Annotated in this window: 26 protein-coding genes; 9 read left to right on the top strand and 17 right to left on the bottom strand. The window is 61.1% G+C overall.

The genetic code is table 11. The features are described from left to right. Positions 1–387 precede the first annotated feature (387 nt). The 3 genes from NKK50_RS00055 (at position 388) to NKK50_RS00065 (ending at position 4,487) form a co-directional block, all read left to right on the top strand. Positions 388–1,605, top strand: coding sequence for a tetratricopeptide repeat protein (locus NKK50_RS00055; protein WP_196814982.1), 1,218 nt, complete (start codon positions 388–390; stop codon positions 1,603–1,605). Next, positions 1,602–2,426 (top strand): FecR family protein, encoded by an 825-nt coding sequence (locus tag NKK50_RS00060; protein WP_031247047.1) that lies wholly within the window; start codon positions 1,602–1,604, stop codon positions 2,424–2,426. The genes NKK50_RS00055 and NKK50_RS00060 overlap by 4 nt, the downstream gene beginning before the upstream one ends. A gap of 90 nt (positions 2,427–2,516) precedes the next feature. Continuing rightward, entirely contained in the window at positions 2,517–4,487 is a 1,971-nt protein-coding gene (locus tag NKK50_RS00065) for a CHASE2 domain-containing protein (protein ID WP_196814981.1), read from the top strand. A gap of 87 nt (positions 4,488–4,574) precedes the next feature. Here the strand turns inward: NKK50_RS00065 and NKK50_RS00070 are convergent, their stop codons facing one another. The 4 genes from NKK50_RS00070 to NKK50_RS00085 all read right to left on the bottom strand — a co-directional run bounded on the left by NKK50_RS00070 (position 4,575) and on the right by NKK50_RS00085 (position 7,748). Then, positions 4,575–5,549, bottom strand: coding sequence for a L,D-transpeptidase family protein (locus tag NKK50_RS00070; protein WP_023744460.1), 975 nt, complete (start codon positions 5,547–5,549; stop codon positions 4,575–4,577). Positions 5,550–5,864: 315 nt separating this feature from the next. Continuing rightward, positions 5,865–6,119, bottom strand: a complete 255-nt coding sequence (locus tag NKK50_RS00075; protein WP_352542998.1) for a hypothetical protein — start codon at positions 6,117–6,119, stop codon at positions 5,865–5,867. 224 nt (positions 6,120–6,343) lie between these two features. After that, positions 6,344–6,547, bottom strand: a complete 204-nt coding sequence (locus tag NKK50_RS00080; protein WP_023667962.1) for a hypothetical protein — start codon at positions 6,545–6,547, stop codon at positions 6,344–6,346. A gap of 289 nt (positions 6,548–6,836) precedes the next feature. Further along, the gene (locus NKK50_RS00085; protein ID WP_023744461.1) at positions 6,837–7,748 is read right to left on the bottom strand and encodes a LysR family transcriptional regulator; all 912 of its coding nucleotides are present in this window, start codon (positions 7,746–7,748) and stop codon (positions 6,837–6,839) included. Between the two features lie 176 nt (positions 7,749–7,924). Here NKK50_RS00085 and NKK50_RS00090 point away from each other — a divergent pair, with 176 nt between their 5' ends. The 5 genes from NKK50_RS00090 (at position 7,925) to NKK50_RS00110 (ending at position 13,858) form a co-directional block, all read left to right on the top strand. Beyond that, positions 7,925–9,127, top strand: a complete 1,203-nt coding sequence (locus NKK50_RS00090; RefSeq protein WP_023712240.1) for an MFS transporter — start codon at positions 7,925–7,927, stop codon at positions 9,125–9,127. A gap of 298 nt (positions 9,128–9,425) precedes the next feature. Further along, positions 9,426–10,253: a transporter substrate-binding domain-containing protein gene (locus NKK50_RS00095; protein WP_023736090.1), complete on the top strand. Its 828-nt coding sequence runs from the start codon at positions 9,426–9,428 to the stop codon at positions 10,251–10,253. Positions 10,254–10,397: 144 nt separating this feature from the next. After that, positions 10,398–11,678 carry an NAD(P)/FAD-dependent oxidoreductase gene (locus NKK50_RS00100; protein ID WP_023833999.1) on the top strand — a complete coding sequence of 427 codons (1,281 nt, stop codon included), beginning with the start codon at positions 10,398–10,400 and terminating at the stop codon, positions 11,676–11,678. 19 nt (positions 11,679–11,697) lie between these two features. Beyond that, positions 11,698–12,669 (top strand): amino acid ABC transporter permease, encoded by a 972-nt coding sequence (locus tag NKK50_RS00105; RefSeq protein ID WP_023687785.1) that lies wholly within the window; start codon positions 11,698–11,700, stop codon positions 12,667–12,669. Between the two features lie 625 nt (positions 12,670–13,294). After that, a complete protein-coding gene (locus NKK50_RS00110; RefSeq protein WP_023667968.1) occupies positions 13,295–13,858 on the top strand; it encodes a sigma-70 family RNA polymerase sigma factor in 564 nt (187 codons plus the stop codon). On the opposite strand, the gene NKK50_RS00115 is transcribed toward NKK50_RS00110, so the two are convergent. The 11 genes from NKK50_RS00115 to NKK50_RS00165 all read right to left on the bottom strand — a co-directional run bounded on the left by NKK50_RS00115 (position 13,859) and on the right by NKK50_RS00165 (position 22,836). Continuing rightward, positions 13,859–14,035, bottom strand: coding sequence for a hypothetical protein (locus NKK50_RS00115; protein ID WP_023696378.1), 177 nt, complete (start codon positions 14,033–14,035; stop codon positions 13,859–13,861). A 143-nt stretch (positions 14,036–14,178) separates the two neighbouring features. Continuing rightward, positions 14,179–14,397, bottom strand: coding sequence for a hypothetical protein (locus NKK50_RS00120; RefSeq protein WP_023741848.1), 219 nt, complete (start codon positions 14,395–14,397; stop codon positions 14,179–14,181). A 73-nt stretch (positions 14,398–14,470) separates the two neighbouring features. Further along, a complete protein-coding gene (locus NKK50_RS00125) occupies positions 14,471–15,373 on the bottom strand; it encodes a class I SAM-dependent methyltransferase (RefSeq protein WP_023744463.1) in 903 nt (300 codons plus the stop codon). Positions 15,374–15,377: 4 nt separating this feature from the next. Next, positions 15,378–16,358, bottom strand: coding sequence for a GNAT family N-acetyltransferase (locus NKK50_RS00130; protein ID WP_023696375.1), 981 nt, complete (start codon positions 16,356–16,358; stop codon positions 15,378–15,380). 8 nt (positions 16,359–16,366) lie between these two features. Beyond that, positions 16,367–17,524 carry a glycosyltransferase gene (locus NKK50_RS00135; RefSeq protein ID WP_023744465.1) on the bottom strand — a complete coding sequence of 386 codons (1,158 nt, stop codon included), beginning with the start codon at positions 17,522–17,524 and terminating at the stop codon, positions 16,367–16,369. 7 nt (positions 17,525–17,531) lie between these two features. Continuing rightward, positions 17,532–18,464, bottom strand: coding sequence for a glycoside hydrolase 5 family protein (locus tag NKK50_RS00140; RefSeq protein WP_023699985.1), 933 nt, complete (start codon positions 18,462–18,464; stop codon positions 17,532–17,534). Next, a complete protein-coding gene (locus NKK50_RS00145; protein ID WP_023687791.1) occupies positions 18,457–19,218 on the bottom strand; it encodes a TIGR04290 family methyltransferase in 762 nt (253 codons plus the stop codon). Before NKK50_RS00145 ends, NKK50_RS00140 begins: the two co-directional genes overlap by 8 nt. 3 nt (positions 19,219–19,221) lie before the next feature. Then, positions 19,222–20,025 (bottom strand): sugar phosphate nucleotidyltransferase, encoded by an 804-nt coding sequence (locus tag NKK50_RS00150; RefSeq protein WP_352542999.1) that lies wholly within the window; start codon positions 20,023–20,025, stop codon positions 19,222–19,224. Beyond that, positions 20,025–21,125, bottom strand: a complete 1,101-nt coding sequence (locus NKK50_RS00155) for a CgeB family protein (protein WP_023699986.1) — start codon at positions 21,123–21,125, stop codon at positions 20,025–20,027. Before NKK50_RS00155 ends, NKK50_RS00150 begins: the two co-directional genes overlap by 1 nt. A gap of 14 nt (positions 21,126–21,139) precedes the next feature. After that, positions 21,140–21,736 (bottom strand): histidine phosphatase family protein, encoded by a 597-nt coding sequence (locus NKK50_RS00160; RefSeq protein WP_023667978.1) that lies wholly within the window; start codon positions 21,734–21,736, stop codon positions 21,140–21,142. Continuing rightward, positions 21,733–22,836 (bottom strand): inositol-3-phosphate synthase, encoded by a 1,104-nt coding sequence (locus tag NKK50_RS00165; RefSeq protein WP_023736084.1) that lies wholly within the window; start codon positions 22,834–22,836, stop codon positions 21,733–21,735. The genes NKK50_RS00160 and NKK50_RS00165 overlap by 4 nt, the downstream gene beginning before the upstream one ends. A gap of 85 nt (positions 22,837–22,921) precedes the next feature. Between NKK50_RS00165 and NKK50_RS00170 the strand changes: the two genes are divergently transcribed. Beyond that, positions 22,922–24,736 carry a hypothetical protein gene (locus NKK50_RS00170; RefSeq protein WP_245265754.1) on the top strand — a complete coding sequence of 605 codons (1,815 nt, stop codon included), beginning with the start codon at positions 22,922–22,924 and terminating at the stop codon, positions 24,734–24,736. 8 nt (positions 24,737–24,744) lie between these two features. On the opposite strand, the gene NKK50_RS00175 is transcribed toward NKK50_RS00170, so the two are convergent. Next, a complete protein-coding gene (locus tag NKK50_RS00175) occupies positions 24,745–24,930 on the bottom strand; it encodes a hypothetical protein (RefSeq protein WP_023667982.1) in 186 nt (61 codons plus the stop codon). 94 nt (positions 24,931–25,024) lie between these two features. Further along, on the bottom strand, positions 25,025–26,065 hold the full coding sequence (locus NKK50_RS00180; protein WP_023744467.1) for a UDP-glucuronic acid decarboxylase family protein: 1,041 nt from the start codon (positions 26,063–26,065) through the stop codon (positions 25,025–25,027). Positions 26,066–26,077: the final 12 nt, after the last annotated feature.

A 26,077-nucleotide genomic window follows, 5' to 3' on the forward strand; every position in this document is an offset into this window, starting at 1 on the left:
AGGCCTTTGGAGAAGCCGTGGGTGACCTTGAAGCCTGGTGACCAGATACGCAGAATCGCCCACCCAATATTAATCTTGTCGGCTGTGCGATCCACTACTGATGAGATTTGAGTTTGTTAAGCCTTGGGCCAAATACTTCAATCACGTGCAGCAATGTCGAGAAGAGTTTTTGACAATCAGCGCATCCGAAATAGGAATAAACCCGATATCTTGTTGCGCAGCTGCAACAGCTGCTGAGGACTCGCATAAGTCCGGCGACCGTTCAGTCGCCTTTTTCTTGCAGTCGTGCTAAATCTCTCGCACTAGTCGGGTTTGGGGTGGGTTCTCGGCATGCAATCTTCGTTTCGAACGATCTTCGGCGTCGCCGCAGCGCTGCTTTGTGCCGGCGTGTTGCCGGCCGGCGCACAAGGTCTTTTTGGGGCCTATGACGATGCGTTTGCGGCCCGCATCGCCAGTCCGGCCGACAATGGGACGCTCGCCCAATTCGTCACGGTTGCGGTCAACGCTGGGCAATACGATCAGGCGATCTCCTCGATCGAGCAGTATCTGATCCAATACCCGCGCGATGCGCGCGCCCGGCTTGCGGCCAGCCGGTTATATTATCATGTCGGGTCCTATGAATTGGCCCGGCGGCAGGTGCAGTACGGCATCGAAGTCGGAGGTCTGACCGCAAGTGAGCAACAGGAAGCTGTTCGCCTGCTCGCCCGCATCGAGCGCGCGTTGCGTGGCGTCACCTGGGAACTCGCCCTGACCGGCGGCGTATTCAGCGCATTCACCGATTTTGAGCCAGGCGGGGCGCAGGACGACGACAGCTTCGTCTCGCCTTACGGGCAGGCGGAAGGTTTTGTGCGGTGGGACCTCGGCACGCCAAGTGCCGACGCGCTCGTTCTTTCGGGGTCGTTGACCGCGACTGAGCGTCTTTTCACGGAAGACCTGTCGGTTCCGGGTGGCGAGAAGACTTTTATCCACGGCAACGCAGCGGTAACCTGGGACAAGGGACTGCCCAACAGCGGGATCGATTCGCTGCGCCTGCTGCTTTCCGCGTTCACCGTTACGGATCGTTTCGACAGCGACATTTACGAAACCGGTATCGGCCTCAGTGGACGTTTCGTCGTTCGCCCGACGGTCGAGACGACGCTCTTCGCCGGTGGCGGCTACATCGATCTAAGCGCCTCGCAAGGCATTTTCGCGGATAGCAGGGTCTTCTATGAGGCAGGCGGCAGCTACCGCTTCCGCAATGGCCAGGCGCTCGGCTTGCGCTTTGTCGGCTCGAATGACTTCGCTTCCGGATCGGGCGAAATCAGCCGCAGCTATACGGGCGAGGTCCGCTATGGCGGCCTGTTGATGAACGTACCGGATTTTTTCGCATGGTCGCACCAGATCGCCTTATCGGCCGGCCACAGCGACACTCCCGATCTGTCCGTCGGCATCGGCACAAATATCAAGAGCGACTTCTGGCGCATTGCCTCGGAAAGCGATTTTCAGCTGACGGAAGCGCAGAAGATCAGCGTCGATCTCGCCTACCGCAAAACCAACTTCGCCCTCGCCAACCGCGACCGAAAATCGTTCGAAATGCTCATGAGCTATACGTTGACGCTCAATTGAAAGAGGCCGCGATGAGGTATCATCAGATCGTCATTTTTGTCGCCTGCCTCGCCTTCGCGGCACCATCCGCTGCTGAGACGGTCGGGTCGATGACGGCCTACCAGACCATCATCGTCCGCAATAACGGCGGGACGATGAACGTTGGCGCCGGCGTCGAACTCGGCGACCAGTTGCGCAGCAATCCCACCGGTCTCGGAATGCTGGTGTTCCGGGATGAATCGAGCGCCAAAATTGGTCCAAACACCAGCCTGACGATCGATGAGTTCGTCTACAATCCGGGCTCCGGGTCGGGAAAGATCGACATCGGGATGAACAGCGGCCTGGCCCGTTTTTATGGCGGCCAGGTTTCGAAAGGGGGCGTCATGCAGGTTGCGACGCCGCACATGGTGCTCGGAGCGAGAGGCGGCATCATCGAAGTGCTGGTGGCAGCCGGCCAGACCGTCGGCATATTGCGCGCCGGCCGCATGACCTGCACGATCAATGGCAAACGGCTGGTCATCACGAACCCGGGCTACGCCTGCACGTCGGACGATGGCAAGCTTCTGGCCGGCTACGGCGGCATCGACGCCTTCCCGATCTTGGACAGTATCGACCGGATAGCGGGAACCGGCCTGCCGGGCGCACCGGGTCCTGGGTTGGACGTAAGCGCAATTTGTGCGTCGGCTCTAGGCTCCTCGCTCAAAGTCTGCGGGTCCAGGGACGGCGCACTGCCAGGAGTGGTCATGGAATTCCCTGACAGCCCAACGCCACCTGCGGGCAGCGGGGGGCGGCGGGGCGAGTGTGAGGGTGAGGGTTGCTGCTACTACTACAACTGCGATTAGGCCTGGCTGCACGAGATGAGCCACTCGGTCGGTAGGCGCTGGGCTGATTGGCGGCAAGCCGGCAGACGCAAAATATCCGGCCTTGTGGTCGTGCTCCTGCTGCTCGCTTGCCATTTGGCTTTTGACGGGCCGTTGTCGCGCCTGCGTGAGCGGACGTACGACTTCTATCAGTTTCTCGCCCCACGTCAGGCGACGAGCAATCCTGTCGTGATCGTCTCGATAGACGACGACAGCCTCAAGGCACATGGGCGATGGCCCTGGAACCGTGGCCTCTTGGCCGATCTGGTCGATGGCATCACGCAATCCGGCGCGGCGGTGGTCGGGCTTGCGCTGGTACTCCCCGAGGCTGACACCTCGCCTGAGGGCATGGCCGGAGACAAGCGCCTGGCAGCGGCGCTGTCCAAAAATCGAACGGCGCTTGCCGTCAGCCTGGGCAATGAAGCGACGGTTTCAGAAGCAGAACCCAAAGCCGGCTGGTCGATCGTCGGGCAAGTACCCGATACACTTCCCGGCTTCACCGGTCTTACCGGGTCGCTTGCCGAATTCTCGAACGCCGCCGCAGGCCTCGGCGTGATTCGCACCTTGCCCGATCCCGACGGCGTACTGCGCCATGTGCCGCTGCTCTGGCTTCGCAATACCCCTCAACGCGCGCAGCTGTGGCCGTCTTTCGCACTCGAGCTCCTGCGCCTTTACGCTGGACAGGACGGTTACACAGCCCGGATGAATGCAGCCGGGTTCGACGCACTCAGGATGGCAGGCGCCATTGTGCCGCTCGAGCCGGAGGGGAGCATCCGCCTCTGGGAAACCGCCACGGACACGCCTCGCCTGTCTGCCAGCACTATCCTTTCGGGCCATGGCGATCCGCGGCTGCGGGACGCCATCGCCATTGTCGACCTGTCGGCTGTGGGCCTGACGCAGTACCTGCCCACGCCGACGAGTCCAGCGCGACCAGGAGCGGAGATCCACGCCGATGCGATCGGCCAGATGCTTGCCGGGCGCTTCCTGGCAGAGCCAGCGCACGCGCGTATGCTCGAGCGGCTCTGGTTTCTCCTCAGTGCCGTCGTTTTCATCGGGGTTTCCGGAGTGCTCGCCGGGCGTGTCGTGCTTGGCGCCCTCTCCCTGGCGCTGCTGGCCGTCACGCCGTTCGTGTTCGGCGCTCTCGAGTACAGCCTGCAGGGTGCACTCTATGACCCGCTGCAGCCGGCGCTTGCAACCATCATGGTTGCGGGCTTCGAAGGCTATGTCCTCTACAGGCGCAGCGAGCAGCGCCGGTCCACCCTGACGCGACAGTTCTCCCAATATCTGTCGCCCTCCGTGGTGCAGCGCCTCGCAAGCTCGGACACCGAGGCAATCCTGTCCGGCGAGAAGCGCGAGATCACCATTTTGATCAGCGACATACGTGGCTTCACGACCATGAGCGAACAGCTCGACACCCAAGAGATCGCCAAGGTGGTCAACCATTTCCTCGGCATTGCGACCGATGAGATCCTCAAGCGCGACGGCACCATCGACAAGTTCATGGGCGATGCGGTGCTGGCCTTCTGGAACGCACCGCTAGATCAACCCGATCATCGTGAGCGTGCGCTCGACGCGGGCCTGGCCCTTATCGAGCGGGTGAGGCGCGAAGACGCCGCCTTCACCGCGGATGGCCATCGCTCCATCGAAATCGGCGTCGCCATCGAGACCGGCATCTGCTCGGTAGGCAATTTCGGCTCCGAACGGCGCTTCGATTACACCGCGATCGGCTCCCCCGTGAACCGCGCGGCACGGCTCGAATCGACGACCAAGAAGCTGGGCATCCCCCTGGTGCTTGGACCCGGCTTTGCGGCAGGAGCATCGATGCCGGTCGTCCAGGCGGGCGCCTTTGAGCTCCAGGGTTTCAAGGGCGAGGTGCCGGTTTTCACCGTTCCGGAGATGCAAGCTGCTCAACAAGGTATGAGCCGCGAAGTAGAGAGCCAACGTGGTGAGCAATCTGGCGCCCCCGCCATGGTGGTTGGTTCGCCGCCATCCGTGCAAATGGCGCCGCTTGACCTGACACCCCGAACCCGGAGCATCCGCTGATCGGATCCAGCGGATCGCAAGATGCGATTGTCACGGGCACAGACGGACATCTCGTTCGGCGACCATCGAGGGATGCGACGGCTTGCGTCACTCGTCCTTGAAAGTCACCTTCATATGTTTGTGCACCATTGAGGCGAGGTCCTCGGCATCCCAGTTCGTTAGCCTAATGCAGCCGTGAGAGAAGGTCTTCCCGATCTTGCCGGGTTCGGGCGTGCCGTGAATGCCGTAGCTTTCGATGGAGAGGTCGATCCAGATTGATCCCACGGGATTGTTAGGGCCGGCAGCAATGGTGAAGGGCCGCTTGGTTTTGACTCCCTTGAATGCAAAATCGGGATCGTAGTGATAGGTCGGGTTGTGCACCACCCTTTGGATCTCTGCCTGCCCACTTGGTGCCGGCTTCTCGTCGCTCCCGATCGACGCAGGGTAGACGGCAAGCGCTTTATTGGAGGGGTCGAGCACGCGCACCTGATGAGCGCCTTTGTCGACTTCCACGCCGGCAATGGTGGCGGGAGGTTCACCTCGGCCAACATCTGGTACCAGCAGCGTGGTTCCAGCTTTCCTGAATCCGGTGCCTGGGTTTAGCCTCCTGAGCAATGGTTCGCTCACATGGAAGCGCTCCGCCAGCTTCTCGATCGAGTCGTGATAGCCAAGCCTTCTCAGGCGAGCCATCCTCTCCATGCGCCCCGGAATGCGTTTGGTGAAGGGGCCGCGTACATCTTTGCGGTTCAGTTCATAGGTGACCAGAGCTGGGCTGGTGGAGGTTGCCATCAGCTTGTCCCAAGTCGCCTGGGTGAGCTTGCCATCTGGCGCCAGTCCGTTCGACGCCTGGAAGGCCTTGACCGCCTTGGCGAAGTTCTCTCCAAGGCGGCCGTCGATAAGCCCCGGTGAGAAGCGCGCACGATCCAAAAAAATTTGCGCCTTCAGCACGGCAGGATCGAGCCCTTTCGGGTCGCCGGCGGAGAATTGCGCCTGATTTACCGCGGCTAGATCCAGCTTGGCCGCCTCCGTCCCGCCGCATGCGAAGGCGAATGCAATGGCGAGGAGGAGAAGGAGCCTGATCATCGATGTCACTCCTTGCGTTAAATCGCACCTGATCTGCTTCTATGACGCGCTGTGGCAGATCTGGTTCCATTCGCCGGTAGGAGGATCATAGGCAACCAGCCTTACGCCGCCGACCGGTCCGAGACGTTCGATGCCCAATGCCTTGCCCCTCACGAGAGGCGTTGCTGGCCTCGCAGATCGGCAGTGTAAAAATGGTCTGGCCATGTTGACGTGAGCTTCTACCTTCAAACTGCCCACTACCTGGACCGGCAGTCAAATGGTCTCAGGGCAGCAAGTGAGGAGATGCGCTGGGAACCGGCTTATCGGGCGGGTATTCTATTGATCTTCGGTATCGATAGATCCATGTTCCGTCGTCACTGTGATCGCGTTGTCGCCCGCGATTGCTCTAGCGTATTCGAAGCGCTCCAACATCTGTTCTGCCGATAGGCCTTTGAACATCGCGGTGGCCGAGTTCGTGATTTTGAAGTCGCCGCAACTCGGACAGCGAAACTCCCGGATGTCACCAACTGTCTCCGAATTAACGAGCGCCTGCTCATCTGTAATCGGGCAAATTGCGGCCATCCAAGCCATCGTGGTCCTCCGTCCTAAGGCCGTCCTCGATTACCCAAAAGGCATCGTCGAGTGCAAAATCCATTTCTGCCGACGCTCACCCCACCTGGAGTACTCCACCGAGTAGATTGCGCTCTCCACTCTCCAACCCAGAATGTGGATTAAAGCCAGTTCCTCGGCGAGCGATTTGCTGGTGAGCGGTAGGCGCTCTCGCTCTGGAGCCTCTCCCAAACGATCGGAGATGTTCATGTAGCGTCGGGCAGGACCGAAGGGCCGGAACGTGGCGTTTTCATCTCTTCGGCAATCACCAGTAGCGCCTCCAGAGCGACGGCGATCCCCGACATCACCGTACTTATGTCTGCGCTGCCGCCGAGCGTCGAAAGTTCGGCCGCTCGCGTTTGCATGCTTTGGCTCAGCTCTTGTAACTTCAGGCGCAGCTCGTCATCCATGTATGTTCTCCAAGCTTGACGCTGGAGGAACGCGCCTGCTTACAACCCGTTCCGCCGGTGGCCGCAGAGAACCGGAGACACCGCAGATGCTACAACTTGCGCTGTGGCGGCGCTTAGGATGGGCGGTGGATTGAGCCTCAGCGACTGACCGTCGGCAAATAGCGGATGCTTCAGTCTCGAAAAGGTGCTGGACGGCTCGATATGCACCGCCCCTTGGCCCAGGGTGCTGGTCCCATGCACAGTAAGGCCGTGCAAGTGCGCGCGGCCTCTGGGCTCAACATTCCAGTCGTCATGGTCCAAAGTTGTCCCAAGGTGGGTTCTCACCAAAGCGGGCGGCGAGAAGCGTCACGAAGCTTTGAACTTTGGCGGAAAGATGCCTTCTTGACGGGTACATCGCGTATATCGACCGGCTTACCGGCTTGAACTGGGGCATCACTGTCTCCAGCTGGCCCGAACGAATGGCTTCTCCAACAAGGAAAGTGGGGCAAAGTACTATGCCTGCTCCACCCAGCGCCGCATCGCGCAGGAGCTGCCCGTTCGTTGCCGTCATCCGTGCAGTGATTTTTACCGCCACTTCCCCCTTTGGTCCGTCGAACCGCCATTTTCCGCGGCTGGCGCGCAACGCGTAGTCCAGACAATCATGGTCGTGGAGATCCGACGGCTTTGTGGGACGCCCGCGTCTGTCCAGATAGTCGCGCGAAGCGCAGACCACCTCGCGTGAGGGCGCGATTCGGCGAGCAACCAGATTGGAAACCGTGAGTGGAGCGATGCGTACCGCGACATCCAAGCCCTCTTCCACGATATCAACCACACGGTCGTCCAACACCAACTCAACCGACACCTCCGGATAGACCGCGAGATATTCTGCAACGACTCTCCCAAGGTGCATCGCGCCGAAGGAGATCGGCGCGCTGACACGCAGTGAGCCGGTCGGACGTGTCTTGCTCTCGGCCGCGCTCGTACGAACTTCCTCGACATCCTCGATTATGCGCAGACTGCGCTCGTAGACGGAGGCGCCGACCTCTGTCAGGCTGATGCGCCGGGTCGTCCGGTTGAGAAGGCGTGCGCCAAGCCACTCTTCCAGCATTTGGACATGCTTGCTCACGGCCGCTGGCGATAGTCGCATCCGCTTGGCCGCTCCAGCGAAGCTGCCTTCACCGACGACGTTGGCAAACACGGTCATGCTGGTCAGCCGGTCCAACTGCAATCACCTCTTTCATTCACGTTTCGTGAATTCACCATCCATATTTCCCTCCATTATCAATCCACGGTGGACAGATTATCTGAAGTCAGGCCGGGATCAATTGCCCGATCCGTCTCTCTAACATTTGCCCGAAACGTCGGCGTCGAGTGCCTTCTTGCGGGCTGGAGGTGATCATGTCTCTGACCAAAGCAGCCCTTCAGGAGAAACAGGGAGCCACTGTTCGCATGTGGCTCTCCGTGCTCACCGTATCGCTGGGTATTTTTTCGATGATCACTGCGGAGCAACTCCCTGTGGGGCTGATTCCGGCAATTTCTTCCGAGTTGAATGTCTCTATTGGGAGTGGCGGTCTCACGGTGACGATACCCGGCGTAATTGCGGCGTTCGCTTCTATCGGTTTGCCGTTGGCAGTGGGGAGGCTCGACCGGCGTATTCTGATGGCGGGCCTGCTCGCGGCAATGGCTGCGGCGAGCGTGATTTCAGCGCTTGCAACGAACTTTCCCGTTCTGCTCGCGTCCAGGCTGCTCGTCGGGATCACCATCGGTGGCTTTTGGGCGATAGCCGGGAGCATCGCAGTACGCCTTGTTCCTGGACCGTCCGTGCCGCGCGCCATGACTATTGTCTTCGGCGGTGTAAGTGCCGCTGCGGTGCTGGGCGTGCCGGCCGGCACGATCATCGGTGATCTAGTCGGCTGGCGCGGCGCGTTCTGGTCTCTCGCCGGTCTGAGCTTTGCCATACTGCTCGCCGCCCTGCTTGTGCTTCCGAAGCTGGAGGCGGCGCAGCCTGTGGAGGTGAAAGCCCTGCGTGCGCAATTGCGCAATCCCGCCCTTCTGGCGGGCGTGGTTGCGACCGCACTGCTGGTGGCTGCTCACTACGGTGCCTACACCTTCGTGAGCCCGGTGTTGCTGGAGGTCTCGGGCGTCACTGCAGGGAGCATAGGCTGGCTACTGTTGGGGTATGGCATTCTCGGAATGATTGGCAACGCCGTCGCAGGCGTCTGGGCCGCCAAATCCGTCGGTCGCACATTGGCCTGCATCGTCATTGGGCTCGGCGCCACGCTGGCTCTCTTCCCTTTGCTCGGGGTCACGCCGCTCACAGGAACCATCCTGCTGCTGGTGTGGGGCTTCGCGTATGGCGCGGCGCCCATCACGCTGCAGACGTGGGTGCTGAGTGCAGCACCAGAAAGCGCGGAGACCGCGACGGCCATCTACTGCTTCACTTTCAATCTTGCCATCTCCGTGGGTACCCTAGCGACCAGTCAGATCGTCGACACGATGGGCGTGAACAGGGTCCTCTGGGTCGACTCCGCCATCATCCTGCTGGTGCTGCTGCCGGTGTGCCGCGCACCCATGCTTAACCGGAACATCGGAAACTCGTAGACAGCAAGCCATCCTGTGCCGCCATCTGTCTATGATGCTGTGTAGGTTGAAGTAGACCTTCGTTCCTCTGTCTTGAAAGTCACGCGCGTCACATCAAACGCGGGTTCCGCCGCACCGTGCGGGTGCCGATGCTTGCGCCCCCGGAGGACAACTGGCTACTTGAAAAAGGACTTGATCCCCTCGTCGATATGTGTGCTGATATGAGATCGATCTCATGCCGCGCTCTCAATTGCTGTTTCTCTACGGGAGCGCGCTCTGGGAAGCATATGTCTGAATGACGATGAAGAGGGAGGTTCAAGTGAGGAAATTGATCGCGTGGCTGGCCTTGGCCACTACCACGCTCGCGTTCGCGTCTGCGGCGTCGGCGGGTGAAACCATCGACCGGGTTACCTCGAAGAAGGCAATGGTGGTCGCCACAAACAGCGGTTGGCCGCCGCAGAGTTTCCTCGACGACAGTAATCAGTTGGTCGGCTTCGATATCGACGTCTCGAAGGAGATCGCAAGGCGCCTCGGTGTGGAGGTCAGTTTCGACACGCCGGACTGGGCGACGATGACGGGCGGCCATTGGCAGGGACGCTACGATCTGGGTGTCGGCTCGGTGACGCCGACCAAAGCGCGGGCCAAGGTGATCGATTTCGAAGGCATCTATTATTATAGCCCCTACGTTTACGTGGTTCACAAGGACAGCCCGGCCAAATCGGTCGCCGACCTGAACGGTAAGATCATCGGCGTCGAGACCGCCACCACGTCGGAGGATTTCATCCGCAGACAACTCGAGATCGATGCTCCCGGCCTGCCGCCCATCGAATACAAGCTGGAGCCAGGTGAGATCAGGACTTTCGCCGACTCAATGCTGCCGTTCGACGATTTGAGGCTTGGCGACGGCGTGCGCCTCAACGCGGTCATCGCACCAGAACAGACGGCTCAGAACGCGATAAAGAACGGCTACCCGTTGCGTGTCCTGGAAGGCGGCTATGCCTTCCGTGAGCCGCTGGTGGTGATCGCGGAAAAAGGTGATGCCGAGTGGAATGCCAAGATCGGCGGCATTCTCGACGAGATGAAGAAGGACGGTACCCTCGCGAAACTGACCACCAAGTGGTACGGCAAGGATTACAGCGCCGACTGAGGAGCGTCGTGGATAAAGCTTGAGCGGGATGCCTTCAATTGAACATCCCGCTCCATCTGTTTTGTTTCAGCCGCATTTCCACGACACCGGGCGGCTCCGCCTGCCTGCAAAATGCTCTAGTGCTGCCACCTCATCATATTGATCATGACATGTCCTGACACCTATTACCGACGCACGCTTGCCGACAACACCATCAGGCCGCCGCTGAGCGGCGTTTCCGAGTGCGAGACAGTCGTTGTCGGCGGCGGACTGGCCGGCCTGACGACGGCGTTGCAGCTGGCTCGCGCCGGCCAGCAGGTCGTCGTTCTTGAGGCGCAGCGGATAGGCTTCGGCGCCTCCGGTCGCAATGGCGGCTTCGTCAATCCCGGTTTCGCCACCGGCACCGACAACATCGCCGCGATGGCCGGCGTCGACGCGGCACAAAAACTGCACCGCCTGTCCATCGAAGGCGTCGACTTCGTGCGGCAGACGATCCGCGATCTAGACATCAAGGCGGCAGAGCCGCGCTCCGGTATATTGAGCGTGCTTCGCCACGATGGCGGCGCCGCGCTCAAGGCATATGCGGAGCAACTGGCGCGGGATTTCGACTATCGGCTCGACTATCTCGATCGCGACCAGGTGCGAGCGGTGCTGCATTCGGATCGCTACCACCAAGGCCTGCGCGATCCCAGCGCCTTCCACATGCATCCGCTTAACTATCTGCGCGCCGTTGCGGGCGAAATCGAACGGCTGGGCGGCAGGATATACGAGAGAACGGCTGCCGTTGAAGCTAACCTTGACGGCGCCGAAAAGATCTTGCGTACCGACAGCGGCGAAGTGCGCGCCCGCCAGGCCGTAGTTGCCACCGGCGGATATACGGGGCCACTGGTCGGTCGGCTGCAGCGGGCATTCCTGCCTATCGCCACTTACGTTATGGTGAGCGAGGAGGCGCCTGACCTCATCGCCAAGGCGATTACGACGACCGACGCCGTCGGCGATAACCGTCGCGCAGGCGATTATTACCGTGTTGTCGAAGACGGCAGGCGGCTGCTCTGGGGAGGGCGCATCACCACCCGGGCAGCCTCATCGGGCGTGTTGGCGAGGCAATTGCGCCGTGAGATGGTCACCACTTATCCGCAGCTCGAACACCTCAAGACCGAACTCGCCTGGTCCGGGCTCATGTCTTATGCCCGGCACATGATGCCCCAGATAGGCCCGTTGCAGCCGGGCGTCTGGTACCTCACGGCTTTTGGTGGCCATGGCATCAACACCACGGCGGTCGCCGGCAAGTTGATCGCCGAAGCCATACTGGGACAATCGGACCGGTACCGGCTGTTCGCACCCTTCGGCCTTGCCTGGGCGGGCGGCCCGGCTGGACTTGCGGTTGCGCAACTCACCTACTGGAAGCTGCAGGCGCAGGATTGGTGGCGCGAGCGGGCCCGCTGACCGCAGGGAGATCGAAGACGTGATCGGCCGACTATTGCTCAACCACCCGGACGCGGCGCGCCGCGTTGGCGTGTTCTTCGTGCTCGCCGCCATCGCCGCCGGCCTGTATGGGCTCGGCATCAAAGCGAGTTGGCTCGGCAAGCTCGTTCCGGGGTCGGTCGAGTGGCTCGCCGCCAACCCGGACGTCGGGCGGGCGGTCTCGGCGGTGCTGATCGCATTGATCTTGGTGGCGAACTGGAACGCGCTGCGGTATCTCAGCCGCAAACAGCAGATTGTGGCAGTTTGGATAGAGCTGTTCGTGTTGCTAATGTTGTTTTTCTATTCCTTCGACTTGTCCTTCGCGTTCATCGCCAAGAAGATCGGCTTCCTCGTCTCGAAGGGTGTGGTGACGACCCTCTACATTTCGGCCATTTCGATCGCCATCGCCACCCTCATCGCCTTCGTTGGCGCCATCGCCAAACTTTCCCGCAACGGCGTGGTCTATGGCTTGGCGACCTTCTATACCTCTCTGTTTCGTGGCTTGCCGTTGCTGATGCAGATCTACATCATCTATCTCGGCCTGCCGCAGATTGGCTATGTGATCGGCGCCGTGCCGGCCGGTATCATGGCGCTGTCGCTCTGCTACGGCGCGTACATGACCGAGATCTTCCGGGCCGGCATCGAAAGCATCTCGCGCGGCCAGACCGAGGGTGCTACGGCACTCGGCCTTAGCGCTAACCAGACGATGTTCCTGGTGATCCTGCCGCAGGCGATGCGGGTCATCGTGCCGCCAACCGGCAACCAGTTCATTGCGATGCTGAAGGATTCTTCGCTGGTCTCGGTGGTCGGGGTCTGGGAGATCATGTATCTCGCACGCACGCAGGGCCAGACCGAGTTCCGCCACATCGAGATGCTCATCACCGCCTCGATGATCTATTGGCTGCTCTCGATGGGGCTCGAGTTCCTGCAGTCGCGGATCGAGGACCGGTTCGGGCGCTCACTCAAGCGCTGATCGTCATCCGTGATTTTCGCCAAAGCGAGTTGCACAGCACCGCAACAGCCAGCTTCGGAGAGCAGCTGCAGATTGTACGCCACAGCACGCCGTTCGGCGACGCCGTCAAGGGTGAATCAACCCGGTATTTCATCGGCTTAGCCCGATCGGAGGGCAGAATAGAGCAAGTGCTGGACGAGCATGGTCGTTGGCCGACTGCCCGGCAACTTCGACCGATTGCTGGATTTCACCCGCGCCGACAAATCGATAAAATCAACGACTTTAACATGTCCTCCGGGCCAACCATTATCGCTATGTATCGATGGTAGCCGAGTTCGCCACGTGGTTCGCCAATAGGTTTGTCAGGCAGTGGTTTGCGCGTTACCAGCCGCACGACTCGGTCCATGCCCTGCACAGCCAAACGCACCGGCGAGGTTCCCGGGAATGAAGCTCGGCATGGTGTTTCGTTCCTTTGAAGTGGGCGTGTTTGGGGGAAGACCGTAGTCGGCGTGTTCGCGCCCGGTGGAATTTTCGAAGAGTTGTTTCCAACGGCGGGAACGAACCAAACTTCCATGCATTTAGCTCTGGCTTCGTTCATTCACTCTTTCTTCTGGGAGCTGGACCATTGTCATCCGGAGGCTATCTCTTGGCCGACCAACAAACCAATGACGTTTCCATCGTTGATCTGATACCTGCCCTGCGGGCTTTCGCGCGCACCTTCTGCCGCGTTCCAGACGATGCCGACGATCTGGTGCAGGAAACGTTGACCAAAGGGCTCGCCAACATCGACAAGTTCGAACCCGGTACACGCATGAAGTCGTGGCTCTTCACCATCATGCGCAACACCTACTACACGCGGATCAAGATCGCTGCACGGGAAGCGCCAGGCCTTCTCGACTGCGCGTCTTCGAGACCGATTTCGGAAGCTACCCAGGAATGGACCGTTCAGAGCAAGGAAGTTCACGGCGCCATCCAAAAGCTGCCCGAACATCAGCGCGAGGTGCTGATGCTGATCGGCGTTTTAGGAGTGGGCTACGAGGAAACCGCCGAAATCTGCGGCTGCGCGGTAGGGACGGTCAAGAGCCGGCTGAACCGTGCCCGCGCCAACATCCTTGAGCTACTCGGGGAGAGCTCGTTGCAGACATTGATAGAAAGGCGAAATCAGCTGTCGGATGGTCAGCTCGATATAGAGGTCGACAGCCGCAGATAATCAGCTCTTCACGTCTCGCCGATGCTTCTCGACGAGAGCATTTTGCAATTCGATCGCCAGCTTGGATAGGCGGTCTGGTATCTTTTCCTGCTCTATGGCGGCCAGCAGGGAAGCAATCTCCCGATCCACTGCCATCTCGACAAGCAGATCCGTGGTATCGTCGCTCGAATGAGACATCACGTTCTCTTGATAGCATCCCTAGATCCAAGTCTGGTGGATGAGCGCTCGGCACTACAAGGCGTTGTCGGCCGCTGAGAGGCTCACCGGCGGCCCTTGCACAGTTTTTCCTCCGTGCCGCGGCAAGACGCGGCGCGGTGGCGTCAGTCCTTCAGCAACCGGTTTGCGGCGTGATCCTGAAATTGATCGGACTTGGTTCGATTGCCGTCCAGCCCGCGCTCTCGGCCATGCTGCTTCCTGTCGCGGTTGGACAAAACCGCGTTTTCCTCGATCTTGTCCTTGTCCAAGGTGGTCATTGCGCCGGCGCCGGCACCTTTGCCTTGGCTGCCTTGGCCGAAATGCTTTTTGCCGCCGGATGCCATGATCTCCTCCTTCGAATCCAGGACACCGATCGGTGCCGACGCCCGAACCGGCATCGCGCTGTAATGTTCCGTCTCACCCAGCAAGCAGGAAGGCGTCGCCATCCCATGACCGAAACGGCTTCTCGCCGTCGATGACGACCCGCAATTGGTGAGCTTGCGCAAGACGGCCGATGTCGGCCCGGTCCAAAGAAAGCGATCCGCGATAAGAATAGTTCAGCAATGCGAGCCGGCCCGGCCGTTTGAGAACGCGCGCAATTTCATCGAAAAGCCGCTCAGCCATGCCGGCCAGGACCAGGTAGGGAAAGCTGTCGACCGCCAACACGCAATCGAAACTGTCGTCGTCGAAGTCGGCCAGATCGAGACCGGAGGTTTGGCGCAGTTCGACATTGCCGAGCGTTGCGCATTGCTCGGAGGCGATAGAGATCATCCGCGACGATATGTCGATGCCGACCATCCGCTTGAAGGAATTGAACAGCGCGCGCTCGAAACGTCCGATGCCGCAACCGATGTCGAGAATGTCTCGTTCAATTCCGGTGAATTCTCGCGCCTCGAGCCATTCAACGATTTCGTCGGTCATGGCTGTCAGCCGCTCGTCATCGCCAAGGGATCCTAACTGGACACTTGCGGCTGTCGAAATTGCTGCCGCGGCATCAAAACTCGAGGCCAGCCGCGTGACGACGGCGATATCCGTCTCGCCGTTACCGCGTTCATGCCGAACGGCGCCGCCTGTCGCTCGCAAAGTGGCAAGGACGCCCGGTTTGTGGCGCAGCAGTCCAGCGACCTTTCGCAGTCTTTCAGCATCGCCGGTATCCGCCGGACGGACTTTCAGCACGACCTCCGCCAATTCCGCCGCTTCAATTGTGGGCGGCAGGTGAAGCGCCAGCCTGACGAGAACAGCTTCGGCGCAGGCACCATCGGCCATGCAATCTTCGACCGCCCGTCTGACCGATGTCCGGCGCTGCGCGTGCACACTCATGACATCAACTCCGCGTCCAGATCCTCCGCATCGTCCACCTGTCAACGGCGCCCCAGCCGTATTTGTAGGGCTCCTGGCCGCGCAGGAAGTCGAACTCGCGCGCATCCTCGCGGATCGACTCCGCGATCGCGTGGCCGATCAGGATCGCCCCTGGGCTCTCCTCGGCATAAGCAGGATCGAGGCCGCCGAGATAGGCATAGGCGCGGCCGCGGTGGTGAAATCCGTAATAGGCGGCGACAGTCGTGCCATCGATCGCGAGCAACCAGCATCGGACCAGACCGTGAGCATCGAGCAAGGGAAGTGAAAGCTCATGGAAGTGCTGCACGGCGGGGTCGGCCAATACACCACCTCCATGTCCAACCCAGCGTGCATGGTGCAGGCGGATCAATTGATTCAGGAAGTTCTGGTGATCACCCCGAGCTGACGCCAACGCGAGCCGGCCGCGTCTGGACGCCGCTTGGCGCGCCCGGCGCAACTGGCGCCTGCGCCGAGCGGGAACGCAGCCGGCCAACGTTTCGTCGCCGGCAACAGCAAGCACGGGGCAGGCTGCATGAATTACCGGCCTCTCGACCGTTAAACCGGGATGCGCGATCGTAAGACCGGCACTGTTTTGCGGCAGATCAGACAAGATCCATTGTGACCACCCGACCGAGCAGATCGTTTCGGCAATTGTGGACACGACCGCCGCCTCGATATCCTGGACAGCCAGGATGTCCAGATAATCGCTGAGCGAAATGCCGACCGGAAGCAGCTTCGAACCGGCCGTTCCATGCTCGAGATAGAGTGGCGCCAGCCCGACCAGATCGCCGCCACGCCAGACCGCGACTGTCGCCAGTTCACCGGGTGCGAATGCGCGCCACCATGGCACCAGCCAGGCGGGGGATTGGAACGGCGTCGCAGAGGAACTCTGCTCCCACAGTTTCCACCAGTGCGGCGTCAAGGCATCGAATTTTACGGGGTCATCGATGATTTCGCTGCGCAACACTGCTTTTCTCACGGTGCCGCAGCGAAGCGCCGGCAATCTGTGCCAAGTTGTGCCAGCGCCTGATAGGCAGCCATATACGACGAGATCATCCGTTCCAGCGAAAACCGCCGTCGCGCCTCCACCCGGCACGCCTCGGCGTCCAGGCTGGGCGCCGCAAGAATGGCTTGGGCCATCTCGTCGACTGTGTTGACGAGAAAGCCCGTCCTGCCGTGCTCGATGACATCCGCAAGCGCACCATTCGGGAATGCGACCACCGGGGTACCGCAGGCGAGGGCCTCCATGGCGACAAGCGAGCTTGTCTCGGCGGCGAGGCTTGGAATGACCAGACAGCGGGCTGCGTTGAGAAAGCGCCTCTTGGCGTTAAAGCCGAGCGGGCCCAGGAAGCGGCGGCGAGCATCAAGACGGGATTGGACCTCGTCGCGAAAGTAGCGCGTATGTGTTTCGTAGGGATAGACCTTGCCGCCGATGACCAGGGGCACGCGCGCCTGTTTGGCCGCGTCCAGGGCCAGGTGAATGCCCTTTTCCGGGCAGACCCGGCTGAGAACCAGGGCAAAGTCTCGCTTCGGCTGCACCAGGCTCAGTGCTTCGATGTCAACGCCGTTGGGAATCGGCGCCACCAGTCTGGCCCCTGGTGGCGCCGTTTGCTGCTGGGTGGGCGAGACCGCATGGAGCCACAGGTCGTCGCGCGTCGGTCGCAGAGCCTCGGCCGGATACCAGTCCAAGGGCAGGTGGAGGCTCACCAGGGTCGGACCATCGTCGGGCAGATAGGCATGAAAATCGATGCCGTGCAGATGAACCACATCGATCGGCCATCGGGCGCGGGCAGCGGCGATCGCTTTGCGATGAGCCTGCTGCGCGCGGCTCTTCGCCGCCTCGTCGAGCACGCCGTTTTCAGCCGGTATTTCCACAAGGGTACCGCTCGCGCTGGAGCCGCGGCAGCCAATGACGATAGAGCGGTGGCCGGCGCGAACCAGCTCCCGATCGAGCATCGACAGAACCTGTTCGGCACCGCCGACAGCATCGGGTCCGACGGGTGCGAGAGGGTAGGCGACATTGAGGACAGTGAGCGCCGCGGCTGGTTGCGCCTCGGTCCCGTATGCCGCACCACCTGCCGATGATGCCGCTAATTCGTCCAATGTGTCAGGCGTCTGATGCATTGGCAGCATGACACTTTCACGCTGCCGAGGCCCGCCGCGTCGGGAGCGAAGCGGACGTCATGCCGGGCGCATAGCGGCGGATCATGGTTGCGCAGAATTCCGCGAACTCCTCCGGCGCCAGTGGCGGGCTGGTGTGGTGGGGCATCATTCCGCGATGCTGCGGTGTAAAGCAAAAGGTGACCGTCACGTCGAAATCGGCGAGTGCCTCCATCTGCCGGTCGAACCAGTCCAGCGCGTTCGGCCGGAAGCTGTCTGCCCAGGAAAGCCCCGTGCGCATATTGGTGACGCCCAGCCGCTTCATCCAGGCGACGGCATCGTCCAGCCGGGGGTCCTCGAAATGAAACCACTGCACCAGCCCCATTGCGGGCGTGTAGCGCAGGAACTCCTCCAGCGCAGGTTTTGGCGTACCGTCCTGGCGCAGCAGCCCCATGTGGAAATGTCGATAGTAAGAAGAGCCCTCCGCCTCGCGATGCCGCGTCGTTGCTTCCCATTCGCGCGGAAGATCGTAGAGGCTGTACCACTGGATGCGTGGTGCGTTGCCAATCAGCAACTCGGCGGTGCGCTTGAGCCCCCAAACCTGGATTTCTTCCGCGCCGAAGGTCGATACGCCGACTTCGCTGACCCAGATGGGAAGGTTGGTGACGGTCGCGATCTCGCCGATCTTCTGTGGCCATTCGTGGATCTGCCACAGGTTCCAGTCGAGCGGAAAGCCGTGCACGGCGACGGCATCGACATGGTCCAGCACGCCGAATTCCTTCATGCGGGTGATAAAGCCCGGATCTATCGGCGAGATGCCACCGAGTACTTTCGTCAAAGACGGGTTCTCCGACGCGATTGCGTCAGCCGACAAGATCGCCATCCTGGCAAAGCGGCTCCAATCGGGATCGAGCTCTGGGTCCCAATGCGATTTGTTGTTGGGCTCGTTCCAGATCATGGCGGCTTCAATCATGGAGCTGTCCTTTCGAGGGGTAGATGGCGCCGCCGCCGGCCGGGTCCCCGGCTGCGCGGCAGAAATAGACCTCCTGCTCGGGGTGCAGAACGATCTCGAAACCGGCGCTGCGCAGCATCGCTTCGGTGCAGGCGCGGTTTGGAATCCACCAGTTGGTGGGATCGTCGGCATAGCGGTGCTCGATGAAATGCAGCTTGGGAAACTGCGGCTGGTCGAACAGGTCATGCGTCCAGAAATGATAGTTTTCCTCCAACTCGGGCAGATCCGCGCTGCCGCGCTGCATGGACTGGAAGATCATCAGGTCACGGGCGACATGTTCGCGGATCAGGTCGAGCGCGAGCAAGGGGTGGCGCAAATGGTAAAGCACCCCCATGAACAGCACGACATCGAACGTCTCGCGCAGCGACCCGACATCGTAGACCGAAAGCTTCTGGAATTCGATCTCGCAATCGGCAACCTCGGCGGCAAAGCGAGCTTGGGCCAGATAGGCGTCATCGAAATCGATGCCGAGGACACGGTCAGCACCTCGCCGCTTCATCTCGATGGAGTAAAATCCTGCATTGCAGCCGATATCGAGTACCGCCTTGCCCGTCAGATCAGCAGGAATGGCATTGGCAAATTTGCGCCATTTGATCAGCGGGTAGTTGCCCAGAAAATGGTTGGGAGCGGTTTCGACGCCGGCAAGTTCCATGTTGTGGAACCACGGGCCGAGCGCATCGATGCGGCGGCGGATTTCGGCATGGGAATGCAGCATGGCTCAGGCTCCTTCGCCAGGAACGACGGGTACATGCGACTGCGCGCCGGGCATGATCATGGTGGGCCGGCGCTGCGCGGATGAGGCGTCGTTTTCAAGCAACCGCAGAGCTGTTCGATAGCCGTTGAAAGTGCCGACATCGACATAGTCCGACCCAGCCCTGACACCAAAAGCTGTACCGCCGGCCGCAATATAGGCGTTGACCAAAGTGCCGATATATTCGTCACTGCGCTCGCGCTCACGCCAGAGTGCCGCAAGCTGATGCAGGATATGGCCCGGCATCTTGAACGCACCCCAAACCCAGTTCGTGGCGGCATCCTGTCGTTTGACCTGGATTTCGATCACGCGCTCGTGGACGTCGGTGACGACGGCGTCGAAGAATTCCGGCTGATGCACCGGGAAAAGCAGAAATGAGAGCTGATCGTCGGGCAAATGGCGGAAACCGTCCTCGGGAAACCAGATCGTATCGGGAAGGCCGACCAGGACGACCTCGTCGGGCGCGACGAGGGGCGCCGCCCGGAAGATCGCATCGCACAGACCGACGGGGTTCGGCTGCACCACGAAGAGAGCCGCCGCGTCACCGTAGCCGGCGGCGTAGTATTCAAGGATGTCGGATTTGCCCGATCCGATGATGAAGCAAATCTTGTCGACGCCGGCCTGCACCATGCGCCGTACCAGATACTCGCTCACGGCGCATGGACGCTCGGTCTGTCCATCGATCCGGCTACCGACCGGCAGCAGCTCTTTCGAGAAGCCGAGCGGCTGAATGCGGCTGCCGCGCCCGGCAGCGGGTACGATGCCCAACATTAGACCGCTTCCCTCATCGGTTCGCCGGGAGATCTTTGAAAGGCCTCGTTCAGGATGCGATCCAGTTCCGCCGCGCGCCGTGCGGAAGTGTGTTCGCCCAAGACCCGGTCGCGGGCACGCCTTCGAATGCCGTCGAGCTCGCGCTCCGGCAATCGCAATGCGGCGACCACATCATCGGTGTCATGCGCCAACAAGATTTCGCGGCCGGGTTCGAAAAATTCGGCCAGGCCCGGCCATGCATCGGTGACGATGGCAGCCCCACACGCGGCCGCTTCGAAGAGCCGTCCCGACGGGCACCAGCCCTTTTGCGCCATCGCCTCCCGGGTGACGTTCAGTGTCAGGCGAGATGATGAGAAGAAAGCCGGATGGTCGGCTGGCGGAAGATGCCTGACAAAGAAGATGTTGTCGCTCCATGGGAATTCCTGCGGATATTGCGCGCCGCCAATGATGAAACGGTGGTCGGGCAGGCGCGCGGCCGGGCGGACCAGCAGCTTTTCGACGCCGGCCTGGCGATCCGCCGCGTAAGTTCCGAGATAGGACAGATCACCGGCGAATTCGGCCCGCTTCTCTGCCGGCCGGTGTTGGTCGGGATCGACATGCCCATAGAGAGGCACCACGTGACGCGCGCCTAAAACCGACTTAAGCGCCTCGATCGCAGAGCCGCCGGTGTAACTCAAAACGAGGTCGAAATCGGCAAGACCCTCAGGTCCGAAATAGGGCGGACGCTCGCCTTGCTCGATGCGGGCAAGCGTGACCGGAGTGTCGAGATCGTAGAAGACACGCAATCCGCGACCTGTCTGCTGCGCCAGCCGCGAGGCCTCCACGGCGTCGGCACAGTAGGAGGTAACGACGACGACATCCGCTTGCTTCATTGCCCGCTCCGCAACGCGACGGATGTCTTCCCAGTCCGGATAAATGACGACGTTGCCGCCATCGAGCCGATCGAGATCACGCGTCCCGGCATAGTAGGGGGTATCGCGTTCGAAGAAGGTGATGGACCATCCCAGCCGACCCAGGGCGCGGATCAGTCCGCGCCAGAGCGTGGCATGGCCGTTGCCCCATGATGATGTAACGGTGAGACCGAAAATGACCATCTGCATCCGGAAAGTCCTCGTCAGGCAGCTTCGTTCATTCGCAGGAGCTTGGAGCCCCAGTCACCCGACACGATCGTCGTGATCGAGGCTGGATCGATGTCGAAGCGGAAGCAGTCGCCGACCGGCAAGCCAAGCACCTTGCAGACGGCGGCTTTGATCACGTCGGCGTGGCTGACCAGGGCGACACACTGATTCGGATGCCGCTCGCGCACTGCGTTCATCAGTGCGACGATCCGCTCCTGGACATCCAGCATGGTCTCGCCGCTCGGTGTCCTGGCCTCCTGCCGCTGGTCGTTCCACGCCCGCCAACCGGCATCGCCATTCAACTCGTCGAAAGTCTTTCCCGACCAATCGCCGAAATCGATCTCGTCGAGTTCGGCGCAGATCGCGATTTCGCCGACGCCGCAGGCAAGCGCGATCGGCACGGCCGTCTCTTGCGTACGCTCACGCGGGCTGCACAAGATGGCTTCAATCGGCTCCCGGGCCATGCGGCCACCAAGATGCGCGGCCTGCGCCTTCCCAGCCTCGCCAAGGCAAACGCCGTCCATCCGTCCTGCAAGATAGGAGCCGACATTGTCGTGCGCTGCATGACGGATCAAAAAGAACGTTGTCGTCATTCCGCGGCATCCAGCAAAGGCTCGTCCTTGCCGGCGATGAAAGCGAGCGTGCGCTGCCGCGCTTCGGCGTCGGTGAACTGTTCGGGAGGCGACTTCATGAAATAGCTGCAGGGGCCGGTCAGTGCTCCCGCTATGCCACGATCGAGCGCAAGCTTGGCGCAGCGTATCGCATCGATCACCACGCCGGCTGAATTTGGAGAATCCCAGACTTCCAGCTTGAGTTCGGCGTTGAGCGGCACGCCGCCGAAGGTCGTCCCTTCCACCCGGATATAGGCCCATTTGCGATCGGTCAGCCACGGTACGTGGTCGCTGGGTCCGACATGAATATTGCCCGGCTCCAGGGGAACATCGAACTGGCTGGCCACGGACTGGGTCTTGGAAATCTTCTTTGATTCCAGCCGCTCGCGTTCCAGCATGTTGAGGAAGTCGGTGTTGCCGCCGAAATTCAGCTGATAAGTGCGATCGATGCGCACGCCGCGCTCGCGGAAGAGATTGGCCAGCAGGCGGTGAACGATGGTCGCCCCGACCTGGCTCTTGATATCATCGCCGACCAGCGGCAGCCCTCGCTGCTCGAAGCGCCGGCGCCATTCCGGACGTGAGGCGATGAAAACGGGTATGCAGTTGACGAAGGCGCAGCCGGCCTCGAGCGCGCATTCGGCGTAGAAGCGCGTCGCCTCCTCGGAGCCCACCGGCAGGTAAGAGACCAGCACGTCGGCGCCGCTGTTGCGCAGGATTTCGCTGACGTCGGCAACCGGCTCCGGCGCCTCCTCGATTTCGTCGCGCAAGTATTTTCCGATGCCGTCAAGTGTCGGTCCGCGCTCGACGCGAACGCCGTTTGCCGCCGCATCGGCAAAGCGGAACGTGTTGTTGGGGGCGGCGTAGATTGCTTCAGCGACGTCGAGGCCAACCTTGCTCCTGGCGACGTCGAACGCGCAGACAATCTCGACGTCGTCGACATGGTAGCCGCCGAGGTCGGCATGCATCAGCCCTGGGATTGGTTCGTTGCTTTTTGCGTGACGATAATAGGAGAGGCCCTGCACCAGGGAGGATGCGCAATTGCCGACCCCGACGATACCGACACGAACCTTTTTCGATCCCACGAAACTGCCGCCCTATGCTGTTCAAAGGTAAGTTCCTGCCGCCGAACCACCAGCGTGCCGGAATGTTCCTTGGCCTGCCGAAAAATTGCGCAAGACAGCATGGATCGAAGCAGCGCTCGCTGCGTTGCCGCAAGGCAAAGCATTGGAAAACCGATCGATGATCGTTTACGGCGACCAGAAGCGGAGGCAGAGCGCAGAACGGCTTCGCGAAGCTGCCAGCGAGATTGCTCAAAGTCTGGACCGCATGGCTCGTGGCCTCCGACGCCATGCCGCGTTGGTTGGACTATTCATCAGCGTATCGGAACTGGTTCGGGCGCTTGCCGATGTCGATTTCGAGACCAGCGGCATCGACATCTTTTCGCCGCGGCAACAGCAAGGCGCGAGATTGCTGGTTGGTCTTGCGGCCGAGGTGGCGAAGTCGTGGCGAAGCGGTTTCGCCGTGGGCGGTGGCATCGACCCAGGACTTCTCCAACTGCTGGACGGGTTGGATTGCGAGGCTGAGGTTCTGACCGGTTCTGCCGAGGGTTACGCGCATTACGCGCTTTATCCCGAAAGCTATTTGGGAGCGGCGCAGGAGTCAGGTCTCGATGCGAACACATGCGTGATCGGCATCCGCAGCATCGGCCTGGGGCTTGCCGCCATAGTGGCTGCCGCGATTGGCGCGCCGGCGCCGTTCAGCGTTCGTCCGGTCGGCCATCCTTTCCGCAGGCACATCAATGCCGATCCGCGCTCGATCGCTTCCTGGAAGAACAATCCATCGGCACGCTTCGCCGTTGTAGACGAAGGTCCCGGTCTGTCCGGCAGTTCGATGCACGCCGTCGTCGCGTGGCTGCGGGAACTGGGTATTGGTATGGACCGCATTCACCTGTTTCCCAGCCATCCTGGCAACCCGGGCATCGAAGCGTCACGGGAGGCCAGGGAGACATGGTCGCGCTGTCCGAAACATGTGGCGACGGCGCTCGAATGCACCTTCCCCGAAAGCTCGAACATTCCCACGCTTAGCGAATGGGTGGCCGAGGCGGTCGGCAGCCCCGAATTACGCCTGACCGAACTGTCTGGTGGCGAATGGAGGAGCGTCCACTACGTCGACGAAAAGCATTGGCCGCCGAGCCCGCGCGGCATCGAGCGGCGTAAATTCCTGGCGTCCGCGGGGTGTGGTCGCTGGCTCGTCAAATTCGCCGGCCTCGGCGAAACCGGACGGCGTAAGAGACGAGCCGCGGAAATGTTGGGGAAAGCCGGGTTCGGATCGCAAGTGGTCGGGCTTTGCCACGGCTTTCTGGTCGAACGGTGGATTGACGGCACCACGATGGACCAGGCGCCGCTGCCAAGAGGAAGGCTGGTCGCGGAGTTGGCGCGCTATCTAACCTGGCGGGCGCTCAATCTCCGAACCTGCGAACCGGGTGCATCATTGCTCGCACTCGCGGAAATGGCTGTTTCCAATACATCTGAAGCCCTGGGCGAGAACCGAGCGGCGACGTTGCGCCGTTGGCTCTCGAAAAAAACCCCTGCGTATGTTCTGCAGCGGGTGGAAATCGACGGAAAGCTTCACGCGTGGGAGTTTCTCGTTTGTGCCGACGGCACGGTGCTCAAGACAGATGCCGTCGACCATTGCCGGGCACACGATTTGATTGGCTGCCAGCCGATAGAGTGGGACATTGCCGGCGCCCGTGTCGAATATGGACTATCCGACAGCGATGTGACGACATTGGTCGAGGGGATGGGGCTCGATATTGATAATGGCCACATCGATTTTTTCGAACCCTGCTATTTGGCGTTCCAAATCGGGCTCTGGAGCACGGCTGCGCAATCCGAAAATGGCCAGGAAAAAGCAAGGCTGGCCGGGACGGCAGACCGATACAGGGCGGGGCTGATACGATTCCTGGACGAATCTCAGGTGTAACGTTTCGATCAATCCAGCCTTCGCAGCATGTCTGCTTCCTGCTCAAGAATAGCGGCCACTTCCTCGCGCTGCAGATGCGTCATCATCAAGCTGACGCAGCACTCGAGATAGGTGATCGAGGAGCGCCGCAAATAGGCAGCCGCCTCGCGTTCGGCAATCTTGTCGACATCCTTCGCGGGTCGCTTGGGTTGCATGAGGATGATCCTCCGTATCGGGTCCCTCCCGCCAAACTACAAGGTTGGATGGATGTTCCGCACGATCTCCGGGCAGGTCCGGCCGCGGCCCACGTCATGCAGGAAGGTTCTGCAGCCCGCCTGCGGGTCTCCTTTTGGCAAGGCCTGTCATCTGATCGCCGATGCCGGTGCCTTCGAGCGCCGCGAAATAATCGATCGTCAGCTTGAGCCCTTCGTTGAGCGGCACTCTCGGCGACCAGCCGAGCAGCGTTTTCGCACGCGTAATATCAGGCTGCCTGCGCCGAGGATCGTCTTGCGGCAGGGGCAGAAATTTCAGATCCGACTTGGTGCCGGTCATCGCCTTCACCAATGCCGCCAGTCGCACGATGGTGAATTCTCCGGGATTGCCCAGATTGACCGGCTTGCCCGGATTGGGGTCGATGTTCATCAGGCGCATCAATCCATCAATCAAGTCGGAGACATAGCAGAAGGATCGCGTTTGCTGGCCGTCGCCGAATATCGTCAGCGGACGCTTCTCGAGCGCCTGCATGATCAAATTCGAGACGATGCGACCGTCGGCCGGATCCATTCTCGGACCGTAGGTGTTGAAGATGCGCGCGACGCGGACGTCGGCCTTGCCGGCCCTTAGATAGTCGAAGCAAAGCGTTTCGGCGGTGCGCTTGCCCTCGTCGTAGCAGGCGCGTGGGCCGGTGCAGTTCACATGGCCGACATAATCCTCCCTTTGCGGGTGTTGTTCCGGATCGCCATACACTTCGCTCGTCGAGGCCTGCAGCAGTCGCGCGTCATTGCGGACAGCGAGTTCGAGCAGGTTGAGGGTTCCTATCACGCAGGTACGCGTGGTGTGTATCGGGTCGGCCTGATAACGCGGCGGTGAGGCGGCGCAGGCCAGGTTGAAGATGTGATCCACGGGCTCGCCGAGATCCAATGGCCGGCAGATGTCCTGCTCGATCAACCGGAAACCCGGCCGGTCCATGATCGAGATGATGTTTTCCATGCGCCCGGTCAGAAAATTGTCGACGCAGATCACGCGCCAGCCGTTGCGGAGCAATACTTCGCAAAGATGCGAACCGAGGAAACCCGCGCCGCCGGCAACAAGCACCGTCTTTGCCCTGTGCGCCTTTCTTGTCTGTCGCATCGCTGTTTTCTC

The organism is Mesorhizobium sp. M0001, assembly GCF_040324255.1.
Lineage (GTDB): Bacteria > Pseudomonadota > Alphaproteobacteria > Rhizobiales > Rhizobiaceae > Mesorhizobium.

Bases quoted from the DNA above. Each gene is read 5' to 3' on its own strand.
- NKK50_RS00070 (WP_023744460.1), bottom strand. From the start codon at position 5,549: ATGATCAGGCTCCTTCTCCTCCTCGCCATTGCATTCGCCTTCGCATGC.
- NKK50_RS00075 (WP_352542998.1), bottom strand. From the start codon at position 6,119: ATGGCTTGGATGGCCGCAATTTGCCCGATTACAGATGAGCAGGCGCTC.
- NKK50_RS00080 (WP_023667962.1), bottom strand. From the start codon at position 6,547: ATGGATGACGAGCTGCGCCTGAAGTTACAAGAGCTGAGCCAAAGCATG.
- NKK50_RS00090 (WP_023712240.1), top strand. From the start codon at position 7,925: ATGTCTCTGACCAAAGCAGCCCTTCAGGAGAAACAGGGAGCCACTGTT.
- NKK50_RS00100 (WP_023833999.1), top strand. From the start codon at position 10,398: ATGACATGTCCTGACACCTATTACCGACGCACGCTTGCCGACAACACC.
- NKK50_RS00115 (WP_023696378.1), bottom strand. From the start codon at position 14,035: ATGTCTCATTCGAGCGACGATACCACGGATCTGCTTGTCGAGATGGCA.
- NKK50_RS00120 (WP_023741848.1), bottom strand. From the start codon at position 14,397: ATGGCATCCGGCGGCAAAAAGCATTTCGGCCAAGGCAGCCAAGGCAAA.
- NKK50_RS00125 (WP_023744463.1), bottom strand. From the start codon at position 15,373: ATGAGTGTGCACGCGCAGCGCCGGACATCGGTCAGACGGGCGGTCGAA.
- NKK50_RS00135 (WP_023744465.1), bottom strand. From the start codon at position 17,524: ATGCTGCCAATGCATCAGACGCCTGACACATTGGACGAATTAGCGGCA.
- NKK50_RS00140 (WP_023699985.1), bottom strand. From the start codon at position 18,464: ATGATTGAAGCCGCCATGATCTGGAACGAGCCCAACAACAAATCGCAT.
- NKK50_RS00145 (WP_023687791.1), bottom strand. From the start codon at position 19,218: ATGCTGCATTCCCATGCCGAAATCCGCCGCCGCATCGATGCGCTCGGC.
- NKK50_RS00150 (WP_352542999.1), bottom strand. From the start codon at position 20,025: ATGTTGGGCATCGTACCCGCTGCCGGGCGCGGCAGCCGCATTCAGCCG.
- NKK50_RS00155 (WP_023699986.1), bottom strand. From the start codon at position 21,125: ATGCAGATGGTCATTTTCGGTCTCACCGTTACATCATCATGGGGCAAC.
- NKK50_RS00160 (WP_023667978.1), bottom strand. From the start codon at position 21,736: ATGACGACAACGTTCTTTTTGATCCGTCATGCAGCGCACGACAATGTC.
- NKK50_RS00175 (WP_023667982.1), bottom strand. From the start codon at position 24,930: ATGCAACCCAAGCGACCCGCGAAGGATGTCGACAAGATTGCCGAACGC.
- NKK50_RS00180 (WP_023744467.1), bottom strand. From the start codon at position 26,065: ATGCGACAGACAAGAAAGGCGCACAGGGCAAAGACGGTGCTTGTTGCC.